Below are 14656 nucleotides of genomic sequence, written 5' to 3' on the forward strand. Positions count from 1 at the left end.
TTTTTAAGGAAGCCATGCACACCTGTAATCCCAGCCGTATTCCAAGGTTTATATTGCTCCAAAGGACCAAGGAACATTTCGTAGAGTCGTAAACTGTCTGCACCATAATCTTTTACAATGTCATCTGGATTGACGACGTTGTATTTGGATTTGGACATTTTTTCGATGTCTCGTTTTACTTTAAAAGTTCCTTCATTATTTAGTAAAAATTTCGCTCTTCCAAATTCTGGTCTCCAATTTTTAATCGCTTTAATGTCTAATTCATCAGAAGCATTTACAAAAGACACATCGCAATGAATCCATCTATATTTAACCTCAGAATAGTCTTTTTCGGTCAAACCTTTCTCTTTGTAAAGACTCATCAATTCACCCCATTTTGGATTTTCAGAAGTAATGTAACCATGACTATCTATTAAATCTGCTGATTCATATATATCCAAACTTTTACCCTCAAAGATTGATTCGAATAAAAATGCACTTGTTCCCAAAATCATACCTTGGTTAATCAATTTTTTAGCAAACTCATCGTATGGTACATAACCTTTGTCAAACATAAATTTTTGCCAAAAGCGTGAGTATAATAAATGTCCTGTGGCATGTTCACTTCCACCGATATACAAATCCACTTGTTGCCAATAATTTATAGCCTCTTTAGAGAAAATCTCTTCATCATTATGAGGATCCATGTATCTATTAAAATACTGGGAACTTCCTGCCCAACCTGGCATGGTATTTAATTCTAAAGGAAAAACATTCTCATTGTCAATTAGATTATTTGAGACTACTTCCGCCTTGAGGCGGTCCCAAGCCCAAACTTTAGCATTTCCTAAAGGGGGCTCACCGGTTTCTGTTGGTAAATATTTTTCAACCTCTGGTAATGTCAATGGTAAGAATTGCGCATCAATCATTTGAGGCAATCCATTTTTGTAATACACAGGAAATGGTTCTCCCCAATAACGTTGACGTGAAAACACAGCATCGCGCAATCGGTAATTGGTTTTTCCTTCACCTTGGCCGATTTGCTCCAATTCGTAAATCACACGCTTGGTCGCCTTTTTATAATTCATGCCATTGATAAAATCACTATTGGCAATAATGGTTTTGTCTTTATCGGCAAAGGCTTCTTCAGAAATGTCGACCCCTTCAAATATATTTGGAATCGGAATATCAAAATGCTTTGCAAAATCGTAATCGCGCTGGTCACCACATGGTACTGCCATCACAGCTCCTGTTCCGTAACTTGCTAAAACATAATCACCAATCCAAATTGGAATGGGTGCTTTGGTAAATGGATGCTCAGCATAGGCTCCAGTAAAGACTCCCGAAATGGTTTTGACATCGGCCATACGGTCACGCTCGCTTCGTTTTGCCGTAGCTTCAACATAGGCTTTCACCTCAGCTTTTTGCTCTGGTGTTGTGATTTGAGATACCAATTCATGCTCTGGCGCTAAGGTCATAAATGACACACCAAAAATCGTATCTGGACGAGTGGTGAAGACTTCGATTTTATGTTCGGACACTGAGGCTCTCGAAGTGTCTGATTTGTTGGCTTCGTTCAGTTCGAGAGCCTCACTGCCCAATTCAGCCAACACATTAAAGCTTACGGAAGCACCAACTGATTTGCCGATCCAGTTTCTTTGGATGTCTTTTAAAGCATCCGTCCAGTCAATCGTATCTAAACCTTGTAATAAACGTTCTGCGTAAGCGGAAATTCGCATGCTCCATTGGGTCATCTTTTTACGAATCACAGGATGACCACCACGTTCGGATACTCCATTAACGATTTCGTCGTTTGCCAAAACCGTTCCCAGTGCAGGGCACCAATTCACTTCGGTTTCTGCTAAATAAGTCAATCTATATTTTAAAAGAATGTGTTGCTTTTCAACATCAGAATAGGCATGCCATTGATCTGCCGTAAAGGTTGCAACGTCATCATCGCAAGCGGCATTCACGCCTTGATTACCTTCAGCTTCAAAAACTTTGACAAGCGTATCAATAGGTTCTGCTTTATTACTATCATTATTGTACCACGATTCAAACAACTGAATGAAAATCCACTGTGTCCATTTATAATAGTCGGGATTTGAAGTACGTACTTCTCGACTCCAATCGAACGAAAAACCTATTTGATCTAATTGTCTGCGATAGGTTTTAATATTGGCTTCCGTCGTTACCGCAGGATGTTGTCCAGTCTGAATGGCGTACTGCTCTGCTGGCAAACCAAAACTATCATAACCTTGTGGGTGCAATACATTAAAACCTTTGTGACGTTTGTAACGTGCATAAATATCACTGGCAATATAGCCTAGCGGATGGCCCACATGTAAGCCAGCCCCACTCGGGTAAGGGAACATGTCCAAAACATAGTATTTTGGTTTATCGCTCTCATTAGAAGCCTTAAAAGTTTCATTCTTGGCCCAGTAGTCTTGCCACTTTTTTTCTATCTCGTTGAAGTTGTATTTCATAATTTACAATATGATGTGTTTGTCATTGCGAATCAAGCCAAAGGCTTGATGTGGCAATCTTTTCTAAATAAGAGATTGCTTTGCTCGTTCCTTACTCGCAATGACGATAACGACGGCAAATTTAGGGGTATTGCAACACAATTAAAAACTAAACGTTGTAATTCTAATATGAATAATATGTATTGAATTTTAATCTAATTGCGTTTAAATCAAAGAGATTCCCATCTGCATGGGAATGACATTTGTAAAGACATCAAAAGACTACCATCTTTTGAAGTTTTATTCGCATTGTTTTTTATTTTTACAGCATTAATCCGTTCTACATGGCTTCATCTTTTGATAACTACCAAAAACGAAAATTGATTTCTTCTTATGTTTCTGTAGTGATTAGTATTGCTTTGGTATTATTCCTTTTGGGCTGCTTAGGCTTATTGGTTATCAACTCTAAAAAAGTGGCTGACCATTTTAAAGAGCAGGTGGTCATGACCATTTACTTAAACGATACTGCTAAAGAGGTGGAAGTCAATCAGCTTAAAAAGACCCTAGCAATGGCAGACTACTCTAAAGATGCCATCTACGTTTCTAAAGAGGAAGCCGCTGAACTCATGAAAGCCGAAACTGGTGAGGATTTTATGGATTTTGTGGGTTATAATCCACTTCAAAATTCTATTGATGTTTACTTAAAAGCGGATTATGTGACTACGGAAAAACTAAGTGAGATATCTGACAACTTAGCCAATAAATCTTTTATTGAAGAGATACGATATGATAATGACTTGGTACAATTAATGAATAATAATGTAAAGAAGATTAGTTTCTGGGTATTAATCATCAGCGGACTTTTTACATTAATTGCGGTCTTGTTGATTAATAGTTCCATTCGATTGGCTGTATATTCCAAGAGATTTATCATCAAGACCATGCAAATGGTTGGAGCGACCAAGAGTTTTATTAGAAAACCTTTTGTTTGGAAGAGCATACAACTCGGTGTCATTGGTGCTGTAATAGCCTTAATCGGAATGGCATTTGTGCTTTATTACTTAGACCGCACTTTCCCAGAACTCGAACTCCTTAGAAACACTGTAATGATTGTTGGACTTTTTGTTGGTGTTTTTGTTTTGGGCATCATTATCACCTGGATCAGTACTTTTATTGCTACGCAACGCTTCTTAAACTTGAAAACCGACCAGTTGTATTACTAGCTGTTGGCTGTTGGCTGTTGGCTGTTGGCTGTTGGCTGTTGGCTAAAATATTTTTTTAAGCTAAGCGTTAGTATTGAAAACCACCAATCATGAAAAAAATAGTTTTCTCTACAATTATTGGTTTATCCTTAATTATCGCTTGCTTTTTACTTCTAAAGTCTTGTATTATTCAAAACCCAAAGCCAGAAGAATGCGAGGTTATCGATGTTAAAATCACTCGTATTACAGAAGGAAGCAGTTACGATATTGTGTTTCATGATGATGGCACCGACTTCTATTACATTAACCGAGGGCTAGAACGCGGTTTAAATTTAGATTCTCTTAAGACAAAAGTTTTAAATAAAACCGTTACTTTGCACTTAGCAAAAGTAATGGGTGGCATTACCTCCGAGCATATTTCCCAGATGGCTTTAGGTGATGACATTATCTTTACGGAATTTCAAAACTAATGGGAGAAAAAAAACGCAAAGAGCAGTCAAAGGCAGAATTTATCTTTGGAAAGAAAAACTACAAGTTTATGCTTATCGGTTTAGCGTGTATTGTTATTGGCTTCATTCTAATGGCTGGTGGCGGAAGTGATGACCCAAATGTCTTTGACCCTTCTATTTTTAGCTGGAGACGTATCCGTTTAGCTCCGACTTTGGTTTTGATAGGTTTTGGCATTCAGGTTTATGCTATTCTTTTAAATCCGAATAAGGGTTCTAAAAAATAAAATTCTATTTCATTTTTAATGCTCAGCATTTCAATTTTGATACATTTGCCGTATGGAAATTATTGATGCTATCATTTTAGGTATTGTACAAGGGCTTACCGAGTTTTTACCTGTATCGTCCAGTGGCCACCTGGAATTGGGCAAAGCTATACTAGGAGATAATTCAGTACCTAAGGAAAGTCTTTTATTTACGGTAGTTCTTCATTTTGCCACTGCCTTAAGTACCATCGTTATTTTTAGAAAAGACATTGTTCATATTATAAAAGGAATTTTAAAGTTTGAATGGAACGAAGATTTACAATTTTTAGTCAAAATCTCCATATCCATGATACCTGCCGTAATTATTGGCCTCTTTTTTGAAAAACAACTAGAGCAACTCTTTGGAGGCAACATTATGTTAGTAGGTTTTATGCTTATTGTTACGGCTATTCTTTTATTCTTGGCAGACCGCGCAAAAGACACCAATAAAAGCGTGTCCTACAGTAATGCATTTGTTATCGGAATCTCACAGGCTGTAGCAATGCTGCCAGGGATTTCACGTTCAGGCGCTACGATTTCTACCTCTGTGCTGTTAGGAAATGACAAGACTAAAGCGGCTCGATTTTCTTTTTTAATGGTAGTACCTCTTATTTTTGGAAAAATAGCTAAGGATGTCTTGAGTGGAGAAATCACTTATGAAAGCACAAACTTTACCACTTTAAGTATTGGCTTTATTGCTGCTTTCATTGCAGGTTTGTTTGCTTGTAAGTGGATGATTGCACTTGTAAAGCAAAGTAAGTTGACCTATTTTGCTATCTATTGTATTATTGTTGGTCTGGTGGCTATTATTTGGTCTTTTGCGTCATGAAAACCCTTGAGGATTTTAAGAGTGGTCAGGTCTTACTTATAGATAAACCCTTACATTGGACCTCTTTTCAAGCCGTTAATAAATTACGCTGGGCTATTCGGAAAGCCTTCTCTGTCAAAAAAATAAAGGTTGGTCATGCAGGCACTTTAGATCCTTTAGCGACTGGTTTGCTGGTTATCTGTACCGGAAAAATGACGAAACAAATCAATACTTTTCAAGGTCAAGAAAAAGAATATACTGGTACTTTTGTTTTAGGTAGTACCACTCCTTCTTATGATTTGGAAACCGAAATAAATGCTAGCTTCCCAACAGATCATATTACCGAAGCTATAATTCATCAAACCGCAAAACAGTTTGTTGGTACTATTGAACAGTTTCCACCTGTATTTTCTGCTATTAAAAAAGATGGTAAGCGCTTATATGAATTTGCTAGAGCTGGAGAAAATGTAGAGATAAAATCGCGTCAAGTGGAAATTTCTGAATTTGAAATCACCAAAATCACTGGTTTAGAATTAAAATTTAGAGTGGTTTGTAGCAAAGGCACTTATATTCGTTCTTTAGCCCATGACTTTGGTAAAGCTTTAAATTCTGGAGCACATTTATCTGAGCTAAGACGAACTCGAATAGGTGATTTTAAAGTGGAAAACGCATTAACTCCTGAAGATTTTCTAGCCAAGCTTTCCCTAAATAAGCAATTTAACAAGGGGTTATAAGGCTTATCTAAACTTTTTCATTACTATATTCGTATATCTATATGCTAGAAATATTGGTATTTTTTGAAATTTATTGAACAACATAAAGCTGCCATTATTACATTCCTTCTTACAGGAACTGTGGTACTTGCTATGTTTAGCATTCAATTGAAATTAAAAGGCAAACTCATTACCGAAAGCTATTATGAGATTGAACCTGAACCTGAACTCACTGAAGAGGAACAAAAACTACTTGAGGCTTTAGATGGCACTTCTACGAATAAAGCCTTTAATGAAGACCAAGAGTTTAAAGAGTTAATGCGTAACTTTAAAACCGTTAGTGCTAATGACTTTGAGCGTACTACCAAAGCTTTAGAAGAAGCCAAAGCCAATGATGTCCAAGAAGAAACTGACATTAGTAAATCTTATGCCAATAACAATGCCTATGCATTAAACTCTGAAGACACTGAATCTTATAAAAAACTTCAAGAAGAGCTTAATAAACGATTAGAGAACAAAAAAATCGCTGATGAGCACGCCAAATTCAGAAGCACATTGACCTATTCCCTTACAGGTAGAACTATGCAAGATTATGATATTCCTAGATACCTTTGCGAAAAAGGCGGGAAGATTGTAGTAAGCATTACGGTAAATGGCAGCGGCAATGTCATTGACGCATTTATTAATGGGTCTTCAAACTCCAATAATGCCTGTTTAACAGATCGCGCATTAGAATACGCTAAAGAGGTTCAATTTGATACTTCGAGCAAAAGCGAACAAATAGGTACCATTACTTTTTTGTTTAAAGGGAAGCGTTAATCTAAAAGGTTGATTAAATCTTCAACTGTGGATTGCCCTTTGTCCTTATTGTACCAACGCTGTAAATCTTCCTTAAACTCTGGTGATAATTTGCCATGTTCAGCCTTATAATCATTGACCATCTTAGTGGCAACACTAGGTCTTGGCCCAAAGGTAGTAATAACATCCTCAGTTTCATTATCAATCATAATCAGCTTTGGAATTGCTCTTCCTCCATTGGTTAAAAATTGATCCATCAAGTCCTCATTGTCATCTCTTAGAACTATTTTATAATCTATATTACCATTGAGTTGTGCAACTTTGTCTATTACAGGTACTATATGTGCTGCATCGCCACACCAACTCTCGGTTAGAACCAGCCAAGTGACTTTTCTATTAAAGGATTTTACTTTTTCGACACTGGCCTCAGACAGTTTTACGGTTTTATCCCAACGTCTCATACGTCTGTCATTCAACATGGTATAATTAATTAGGGCCTCAGTCTTATCGTTACCTGTGGTTGACTTTTCTTCAACTAAGTTTGAAACCAAGGTTCTATACTCCTCATAAGTCATTGAATCCTTCAAGCTTTGAGAGATGATGTTGTTTATCATTGTGTTTTCTAATACTTCCATGTTACAAAATTAGATTTGTTTTGTCATAAATTATGTGACATATGTTACCTTAGTTGAATATTTTTTTAAACCTTACAATGTGAAAACTAAAAACTGGATTTCGGTTCTCGGGACACTTAAAGTCATTGCTATTTTGGTTTGGGCATTTGCTTTTTTAAGTTCTCGGTTAGGCTGGTTTGATGATTCGGAAATTATAACTCAACAAATTCTAAAAAACTTAAAGTATCTAGGTATTATCTTATATTTAATACTCTATCTTTTTGAGTTGAGATTAACTGTAAAGCAAAAAGATACGGAAATTGCTAAATTGAAGACAAAATTACTTGAGTATGAAAGATGAGAAGCATAGATGTGCTTGGCCTAAAGATGATCCGCTTTATGTAAAGTATCATGACGAAGAATGGGGAGTTCCTGTTTATGATGATGATATCTTATTTGAATTCTTAACTCTCGAGACCTTTCAGGCGGGTTTAAGCTGGATTACTGTTTTAAGAAAGCGTGAAAATTTCAGAAAAGCTCTTGACAATTTTGACTATAAGAAGATTGCAAATTATGATGACAACAAATACGAGGAACTACTTCAAAATTCAGGAATTATTAGAAATAAGCTAAAAATAAAAGCGACGATAACTAACGCCCGAGCCTTTATGAAAATTCAAGAGGAGTTTGGAAGTTTTTCAACATATATTTGGGGTTTTGTAGACGGCAAGCCTATTAAAAATGCCTTAAAAGACCATAGGAATGCACCAGCTAATACGCCTCTGAGTGACACCATAAGCAAAGATTTAAAAAAACGAGGATTTAAATTTGTAGGCACAACAGTAGTTTACGCACATATGCAAGCTACAGGAATGGTAAATGACCACGAAGTGTCTTGTTTTAGGTATAATGAGGTATAACCTTATTTAGTTAGGATCAATGCGACTAAACGTATTACTTATTTTATTGTGCTTTGGGCAATTCGCTTTAGGCCAAACCAAAAACGAGAAGGAAGAACGGATAAAGTTATCCGAGTTTCCTTTGGCTGCCCAAAAAATTGTAGAAACACTTCCGAAAAATTGTAAACGTGTGAATTTTTACAAGGAAACCGATGGACAAAAACAAAGTTTTGAGGCTAAATTTAAACACAAAGGCAAACGTTACAGTTTGGAATTTTCCAAAGAAGGAATCGTCGAAGATCTTGAAGTACTAACAAAATTCAAAGCGGTTAAAACAAATGTAAAAACGGAAATTACAGACTATTTTAAATCTACTTATTCCAAACATAAAGTCATAAAGGTTCAAAAACAATATGTCTATAATTCAAACATTGAAGCTTCTCAATTCATAGCCAACGTATTATCCCAAAATTCTGGAATTGCTCCCAATTTTGAAATCATTGCCGAGGTAAAAGTTGAAAAACAACGTGTGTTAAGAGAATTTGAATTCGATGATAAAGGTACTTTTATAAGTTTCAGAACCATAAATTCGACGTCCTACGAGCATGTCCTATACTAAATACTTGCTATATGCCTTGGTGTGTTTTGCAGGCCTTCAGTCATATGCTCAATCTAATTTTGAAGGTTTAGGCGAAAGTGGTTTTGCTTTGAACAAGAGACTTTCAAGTCATTACAAATTCAATTTTGCCGTACGTTCTCGATATTATCTATACCAAGACGATGCACTTAATTTTGAAAACAGGCAACTGGACTTTGTTCACTTTTCTACCTTAAATTTAGACTATAACCACGCGCTTAGTTTGGGTGTACAATATCGCCTCAGAGCAACTATTGATGGTGAAAGCGACGAATTGCGATTCACACAACAATTTAACTATACCAAAAAGAATCATGCTTTGCGTTTTGGACATCGTGTTAGATTTGAGCAACGCATTTTAGATGAACTTACCATTTTTAGAAGTCGATATCGATTTGCTGTGGATTTTCCTCTAAATGGTGAAAAGCTTGATGTCGGTGAAGGCTATTTGATAAGCTCAATTGAAGGTTTATTGAGTATAAGCAAAAGGATAAAGCCCGAACTCGATTATAGAACCACAACTCATATAGGTTGGTTGGTTTCTGAAGCATTGAAGCTTCAGTTTGGTTTGGAATATCGTTTTGAAGCGTTTAACATTGATACCGAGGAAAAATTATTTCTCTTGACTTCTGCAATCCTCAAAATTTAAAGGTATTTTAAAAACTCTTGCCTTGAAATATGTTTCGCCCCTAGGCTTTCTAAATGTTTAGTATATATCTGACAATCAATTAAGCTGTAATTAGAATTCTGAACAAAATGCACAAAACCAACTTTACTAGCATTACTCACTTTGGCAAACATACTTTCACCACAAAACACTTTATTACCAAGGTCTACACCATATAGACCACCTACCAATTCCCCATCTTGCCATACTTCAGCCGATTTTGCGTAGCCTAATCCATGTAATTTAATATAGGCTTTTTTCATATCCTCTGTAATCCAAGTTCCTTCTTGCCCCTCTCGTTTGGTCATGGCACATTGTTCTATAACCGATTCAAAATCTTTATTGAATGTTACCTTAAAAAGATTCTTTTTAAATAGTTGCGACATGCTCTTGGATACTTTTAACTCTTTTGGAAATAGTACAAACCTAGGATCTGGTGACCACCATAGCAGAGGTTCTTCATCTTCAAACCAAGGAAAAATACCGTTTGTATAAGCATGAATTAGTCTTTCGGTAGACAAGTCACCACCTACTGCCAAAAGTCCCTCAGATGTGGCTTCGGAAACATCAGGAAATTCTATTTTTTGAGTTAAGAAATACATAAAAGCAGGCTTTTCAGCGGTTTTTACTGTTAATTAAGGCGCTTTGTTTTGATAGTATAAGAATATTTTAGATATTTGATTAGACCTTTATAAAATAAATTTGTTCATCATTGCTTTTTTTTAAGTTTGTTTGTAGAGGTCAAAACCTAAAACCACAATACTAAGTCCTGACTAACCATCAGGACTTTTTTATTTTAAAAATAAAAAAGACTCGTTTTTTGCTCAAACAAGTCTTTTTATAAAATCGTTAAATATATTTGTTAAAAAGGTAGATCGTCATGATCTTCTTCATTTAAATCACTTACTGACTCAAAAGCCTCCGCAGGAGGTACTGGTGGCATTTCACCACTTGAAGCTTCTGGTTGTAAGGCTTCTATTCTCCAACCTTGAATGGAATTAAAATATTTTGTCTCCCCTTGTGGGTTAACCCACTCACGTCCCCTAAGGTTAATACTTATTTTCACTTGTTGACCTACTTGATAGTTATTCAGTAAATCTGTTTTATCTTGAATAAATTCTATCATAAGATGTTGTGGGTATTGTTCTTCGGTCGTTACCACTACTTCTCTTTTTCTAAATCCATTATTTCCAAAAGTTTGTGTTTCTCCAATCACCTTAATACGTCCTTGTACTTCCATTTTTGCTTAATCTATTATTTTATATTTATGTTTTTTCTCGATAATCAAGATTTCAATATTCTATAATCTACACTAAAACCAAAACTATATTCTTTACAGTAAGGTATTTTTCTTGTACTAAAATTCTAAGTTACGAAAGTAACAACTTCCACGCACTTTCTACGTCACCGTAGCTTAAATAATTTTGGGCTAACTTATGCTTTTGTCTATGCGACGCTGTTTTTATTTCTGGATAACGTTTACTGATATCTTTGACAAATTGATCGACTTCTTTTTGAGAGGGTATAGAATCTACATTTGCCAACATACCGAGGTTATTTCCAGTTAATATCATACTATTTTTAACATGATCTGGTAAATAATCTACACCTATACCCATAGTTCTTAGAGGTTTAGGGATTTCAAAAAAACCTTTCTTAGCTCTTGTGTAATAACTACCCCCTGCTCTAGCCACTAGGTCCAAGGCTTCCTGATTGATTACCCCATCTTCATTTAAAACCTCATCCGAGATATGGAGCTTCAACACTTCGCAAATCACCAAATTACCCGCACCACCTTCTGTACCTAATTTAATAATGTCATTCACCTTACATTCAAACTGAATAGGTGATTCTACTACCCTAAAAGGCTTCACCTCTTCTGATGGTAACATGGTTAACCCTGCTTTTTCAAACTCATTTACATCCTCAGGGTATTCTGTGCTACTTAAAGACATTTGATGAACAATATCATAATTAACCACATTTATTACCACCTCTTTAATCGCTTCTACATTCTTCAGAGTATGTTTAGTCGTATTATCCCTAACACGTCTTGCTGGTGAAAATATCATAATAGGTGGCCTAGCACTAAACACATTAAAAAAACTAAAAGGTGACAGATTTGGGTTACCATTTGCGTCAATGGTACTCGCAAAAGCTATAGGTCTTGGAGCAACAGCACTTAGCAAATAACCATGTAATCTACCTGTGGAAAGGTCTTTTGGGTTTAATGAAGTCATGTAGTCAACTGATATTCAACAAATATAATTATATTGGATTGCCGATGAAAGTGTTTTACCCTCCTATTAAAACAATATTATTAACACTTTTACATTATATTTAAAAAGAAATTGCACTAACTAATGGCCTTTAGCTCAAACCGTAATGTAATCCGTTGGATTATCATCATCTCCTCATTTATTATTGTGTCTCTGATTTTATGGAATACCTATTCATTTTTCCAAAAGTTTAAGGCTGAGGAGCGAAAGAAAATGGAAACATGGACTTTTGCCTATCCTGAATACACCAAGTATTTTTATCAAGATGGTGCAGAATTAAATTCAATTGCTGAGCATATTATTGTAGATTCTACGGTCACAGTTCCTTTACTTTTATTAGGAAAGGATAATAAAATATTGAGCGAAAGAAATATTGACTCTACCATTCTCCAAAATCCAAAAGAAATGGTCACTTTTCTCAATAAACTCATCTCACAGAACGAACCTATTGAGGTTGAATTACCAAATAATGAAAAAGGAAAATTGTATTACGGCAATTCACCATTACTCAACAAACTTAAATATTATCCGCTTGCTCTTTTATTGATCATCATCCTTTTCGCAGGCGTAGTTTACTTCTTTTATCGAAGCTCTAAAAATGCCGAACAGAATAAACTATGGACAGGTATGGCCAAAGAAACGGCGCATCAGATTGGTACACCTCTATCTTCTCTTGTGGGCTGGACCGAAATCTTAAAAACCGAAAAAATTAATCCTGAGTATATATATGAGATCGAAAAAGATATTGACCGTCTACAAACCATAACCGACCGATTTAGTAAAATTGGTTCGGCACCTACTTTAGAAACAATGGATATTGTTGGCGTAACGAAATCATCTTATGTTTATTTGAAATCGCGATCTTCAAAACTTGTAGATTTTGAAATGGAAAGTCCTGAAAATGAAATACCTGTGAAGCTCAACCCTCAACTTTATAGTTGGACCATTGAGAATTTGGTTAAAAATGCTATTGATGCAATGAGAGGTAAAGGGCATCTAAAGCTACAAATTGCCCGGACAGACAAACAAGTTTCAATTAACGTTTCGGATACTGGAAAAGGTATAACAAAACACCAATTTACAAAGATTTTTGAGCCTGGCTACACGACTAAAAAACGTGGTTGGGGACTTGGTTTATCTCTAGCAAAACGCATTATTGAAGATTATCATAAAGGTAAGATTAAAGTGCTTCAATCTGAAATTGGAAAAGGAACCACCATTCAAATCTTATTAAAAACAGCTTAAACTATTATCTGAAATTTTCTGCAATTTTTGATGCTATCTCCTCAAATTCTTCAGATTCTAATTTTACCTTAGAGGTAAATCGTGCATTTTCCATAGTATGCAGAGGAATTAAATGTACGTGTACATGTGGCACCTCAAGTCCAATGACCGACATCCCAACACGTTCGCATGGCACTGCCTTTTCTATGGCTAAGGCAACATTTCTAGAAAATTTCATTAATCCTAAATAAGTAGCTTCATCCAAATCAAATAGCTTATCCACTTCTTTCTTCGGAACACATAAGGTATGCCCTTTTGAATTTGGATTGATATCTAAAAATGCAAAAAATGCTTCGGTTTCCGCCACTTTGTATGACGGAATATCACCATTAATAATTTTTGTAAATAATGTTGTCATTGAAGAAGAGATTTTGAATATCTTATAAAGATAAAAAGATTCCTTGAGAGGAATCTTTCTAAGATTATTTACTGTAAATTTTTCTAAAGCAAGAGAGTAATTACCTCGAAATTTCTAGAATGTCAAATTTCATAATACCATTTGGCACTTGTATTTCTGCACTATCACCAACGGATTTACCTAACAGCCCCTTGCCAATAGGTGAGTTTACAGAAATTTTTCCTGAAGCTAAATCAGCTTCACTTTCTGCTACTAAAGTATAGGTCATTTCCATACCATTACTCTGATTTTTAATCTTCACCGTAGATAAGGCTAATACTTTAGACGTATCCAACTGGGATTCATCAATAACTCTAGCATTTGCCAAGGTCTCTTCCATTTTAGAAATCTTCATTTCTAACATGCCTTGTGCCTCTTTAGCAGCATCATACTCTGCATTTTCACTTAAATCCCCTTTATCCCTAGCCTCAGCTATCGCCTGAGAGGCCTTAGGGCGCTCTACATCTTTAAGGTGATTTAATTCTTCTCTTAATTTTTTTAATCCTTCCGCTGTATAATAAGATACTTTACTCATAATTCATTCGTTTAATACTCGTAATCTCTGCTGTGCTATTTAAAAAAGATCCCGAAACATGCTTCGACATTGCTCGGCACTTGAGTCGGGACAAAGAAAAAATCTCGCGTCAACGAGATTACAATGCAAATATACAAAATATTTACGGTATAGCTGAAATAATCGTAAATTAGACCGCAAAAATTACTATGAAAAAGCACTTTATAATTCTCTCTTTAATCTTGTTTTCATGCAGTGGAGATGATAATAATAACCCTAATTGCAACTTTTTATTTGATGCCGGCGTTAACCTGGTTGTAAACACCAATTTGCCGCAGTTTAATCAATTGCAAAACAGCATTAATAGTGTGTATGTGCCAAATCAAGGTAATAGTGGTATCTGGCTATTTAGGCTTAATTCCTCAACACTTTTGGCGTGGGATGCTGCAGATCCTAGTCGTCCACCTTCTGCATGTTCTACTCTAACAGAGGTTAGTACAGGTATTGTAGAATCTGGTTGCGAAGATGGCAACCAATATAGTTTACTTAATGGTCAAGGTCTAGAAGGGAACTCAAGTCCTTGTACATTAAAGCCCTATAGAGTGGATAACTTAGGCAATGGGCAATTTCTAGTTACAAATTAAAACAA

At 35.7% G+C, this 14656-nt stretch carries 19 protein-coding genes; 12 read left to right on the forward strand and 7 right to left on the reverse strand.

The annotated features are described in order from the left end of the window. Positions 1 to 2465: class I tRNA ligase family protein (locus Q0992_RS12510; RefSeq protein WP_299524811.1), on the reverse strand; the 2465-nt coding region annotated here is incomplete at its 3' end. A gap of 323 nt (positions 2466 to 2788) precedes the next feature. On the opposite strand from Q0992_RS12510, the gene Q0992_RS12515 reads away from it, so the two are divergent. The 6 genes from Q0992_RS12515 to Q0992_RS12540 all read left to right on the forward strand — a co-directional run bounded on the left by Q0992_RS12515 (position 2789) and on the right by Q0992_RS12540 (position 6737). Beyond that, positions 2789 to 3667, forward strand: a complete 879-nt coding sequence (locus Q0992_RS12515; protein ID WP_299524814.1) for an ABC transporter permease — start codon at positions 2789 to 2791, stop codon at positions 3665 to 3667. An 89-nt stretch (positions 3668 to 3756) separates the two neighbouring features. Beyond that, positions 3757 to 4116 (forward strand): hypothetical protein, encoded by a 360-nt coding sequence (locus tag Q0992_RS12520; RefSeq protein ID WP_299524817.1) that lies wholly within the window; start codon positions 3757 to 3759, stop codon positions 4114 to 4116. Then, a complete protein-coding gene (locus tag Q0992_RS12525) occupies positions 4116 to 4379 on the forward strand; it encodes a DUF3098 domain-containing protein (RefSeq protein WP_299524820.1) in 264 nt (87 codons plus the stop codon). The genes Q0992_RS12520 and Q0992_RS12525 overlap by 1 nt, the downstream gene beginning before the upstream one ends. A 52-nt stretch (positions 4380 to 4431) precedes the next feature. Continuing rightward, entirely contained in the window at positions 4432 to 5226 is a 795-nt protein-coding gene (locus Q0992_RS12530; protein ID WP_299524823.1) for an undecaprenyl-diphosphate phosphatase, read from the forward strand. After that, complete coding sequence (gene truB / locus Q0992_RS12535; RefSeq protein WP_299524826.1) at positions 5223 to 5939, forward strand: tRNA pseudouridine(55) synthase TruB; 717 nt, start codon at positions 5223 to 5225, stop codon at positions 5937 to 5939. Before Q0992_RS12530 ends, truB begins: the two co-directional genes overlap by 4 nt. 63 nt (positions 5940 to 6002) lie before the next feature. Continuing rightward, on the forward strand, positions 6003 to 6737 hold the full coding sequence (locus Q0992_RS12540; protein ID WP_299524828.1) for an energy transducer TonB: 735 nt from the start codon (positions 6003 to 6005) through the stop codon (positions 6735 to 6737). Here Q0992_RS12540 and Q0992_RS12545 read toward each other — a convergent pair. Continuing rightward, on the reverse strand, positions 6734 to 7351 hold the full coding sequence (locus tag Q0992_RS12545) for a thioredoxin family protein (RefSeq protein WP_299524831.1): 618 nt from the start codon (positions 7349 to 7351) through the stop codon (positions 6734 to 6736). The genes Q0992_RS12540 and Q0992_RS12545 overlap by 4 nt on opposite strands. A 79-nt stretch (positions 7352 to 7430) precedes the next feature. On the opposite strand from Q0992_RS12545, the gene Q0992_RS12550 reads away from it, so the two are divergent. The 4 genes from Q0992_RS12550 to Q0992_RS12565 are packed head-to-tail and all read left to right on the forward strand — an operon-like array spanning position 7431 to position 9515. Beyond that, positions 7431 to 7691: a hypothetical protein gene (locus Q0992_RS12550; protein ID WP_299524834.1), complete on the forward strand. Its 261-nt coding sequence runs from the start codon at positions 7431 to 7433 to the stop codon at positions 7689 to 7691. Continuing rightward, entirely contained in the window at positions 7681 to 8250 is a 570-nt protein-coding gene (locus Q0992_RS12555; RefSeq protein WP_299524837.1) for a DNA-3-methyladenine glycosylase I, read from the forward strand. The genes Q0992_RS12550 and Q0992_RS12555 overlap by 11 nt, the downstream gene beginning before the upstream one ends. Before the next feature lie 19 nt (positions 8251 to 8269). Further along, complete coding sequence (locus tag Q0992_RS12560) at positions 8270 to 8848, forward strand: hypothetical protein (RefSeq protein ID WP_299524839.1); 579 nt, start codon at positions 8270 to 8272, stop codon at positions 8846 to 8848. Next, positions 8835 to 9515 carry a DUF2490 domain-containing protein gene (locus tag Q0992_RS12565; protein WP_299524842.1) on the forward strand — a complete coding sequence of 227 codons (681 nt, stop codon included), beginning with the start codon at positions 8835 to 8837 and terminating at the stop codon, positions 9513 to 9515. Before Q0992_RS12560 ends, Q0992_RS12565 begins: the two co-directional genes overlap by 14 nt. On the opposite strand, the gene aat is transcribed toward Q0992_RS12565, so the two are convergent. From aat to Q0992_RS12580, 3 genes are all read right to left on the reverse strand, one after another. Next, entirely contained in the window at positions 9512 to 10135 is a 624-nt protein-coding gene (aat, locus tag Q0992_RS12570; RefSeq protein ID WP_299524844.1) for a leucyl/phenylalanyl-tRNA--protein transferase, read from the reverse strand. The two genes, Q0992_RS12565 and aat, sit on opposite strands and share 4 nt — an antisense overlap. A gap of 260 nt (positions 10136 to 10395) precedes the next feature. Then, complete coding sequence (locus Q0992_RS12575; RefSeq protein WP_299524846.1) at positions 10396 to 10773, reverse strand: DUF3127 domain-containing protein; 378 nt, start codon at positions 10771 to 10773, stop codon at positions 10396 to 10398. Positions 10774 to 10903: 130 nt separating this feature from the next. Continuing rightward, complete coding sequence (locus Q0992_RS12580) at positions 10904 to 11773, reverse strand: flavin reductase family protein (protein WP_299524848.1); 870 nt, start codon at positions 11771 to 11773, stop codon at positions 10904 to 10906. 123 nt (positions 11774 to 11896) lie between these two features. On the opposite strand from Q0992_RS12580, the gene Q0992_RS12585 reads away from it, so the two are divergent. Continuing rightward, positions 11897 to 13057: a HAMP domain-containing sensor histidine kinase gene (locus tag Q0992_RS12585; protein ID WP_299524851.1), complete on the forward strand. Its 1161-nt coding sequence runs from the start codon at positions 11897 to 11899 to the stop codon at positions 13055 to 13057. Between the two features lie 4 nt (positions 13058 to 13061). Here Q0992_RS12585 and Q0992_RS12590 read toward each other — a convergent pair whose 3' ends face one another. Together Q0992_RS12590 and greA are read right to left on the reverse strand one after the other, a co-directional pair. Then, positions 13062 to 13454 carry an HIT family protein gene (locus Q0992_RS12590; RefSeq protein ID WP_299524854.1) on the reverse strand — a complete coding sequence of 131 codons (393 nt, stop codon included), beginning with the start codon at positions 13452 to 13454 and terminating at the stop codon, positions 13062 to 13064. A 100-nt stretch (positions 13455 to 13554) separates the two neighbouring features. Continuing rightward, entirely contained in the window at positions 13555 to 14028 is a 474-nt protein-coding gene (gene greA / locus Q0992_RS12595; protein WP_299524857.1) for a transcription elongation factor GreA, read from the reverse strand. Positions 14029 to 14216: 188 nt separating this feature from the next. Here greA and Q0992_RS12600 point away from each other — a divergent pair, with 188 nt between their 5' ends. Further along, positions 14217 to 14651 (forward strand): hypothetical protein, encoded by a 435-nt coding sequence (locus Q0992_RS12600; RefSeq protein WP_299524860.1) that lies wholly within the window; start codon positions 14217 to 14219, stop codon positions 14649 to 14651. The last annotated feature ends 5 nt before the right edge of the window (positions 14652 to 14656 follow it).

The organism is Winogradskyella sp. (assembly GCF_028289625.1).
Taxonomy (GTDB): Bacteria; Bacteroidota; Bacteroidia; order Flavobacteriales; family Flavobacteriaceae; genus Winogradskyella.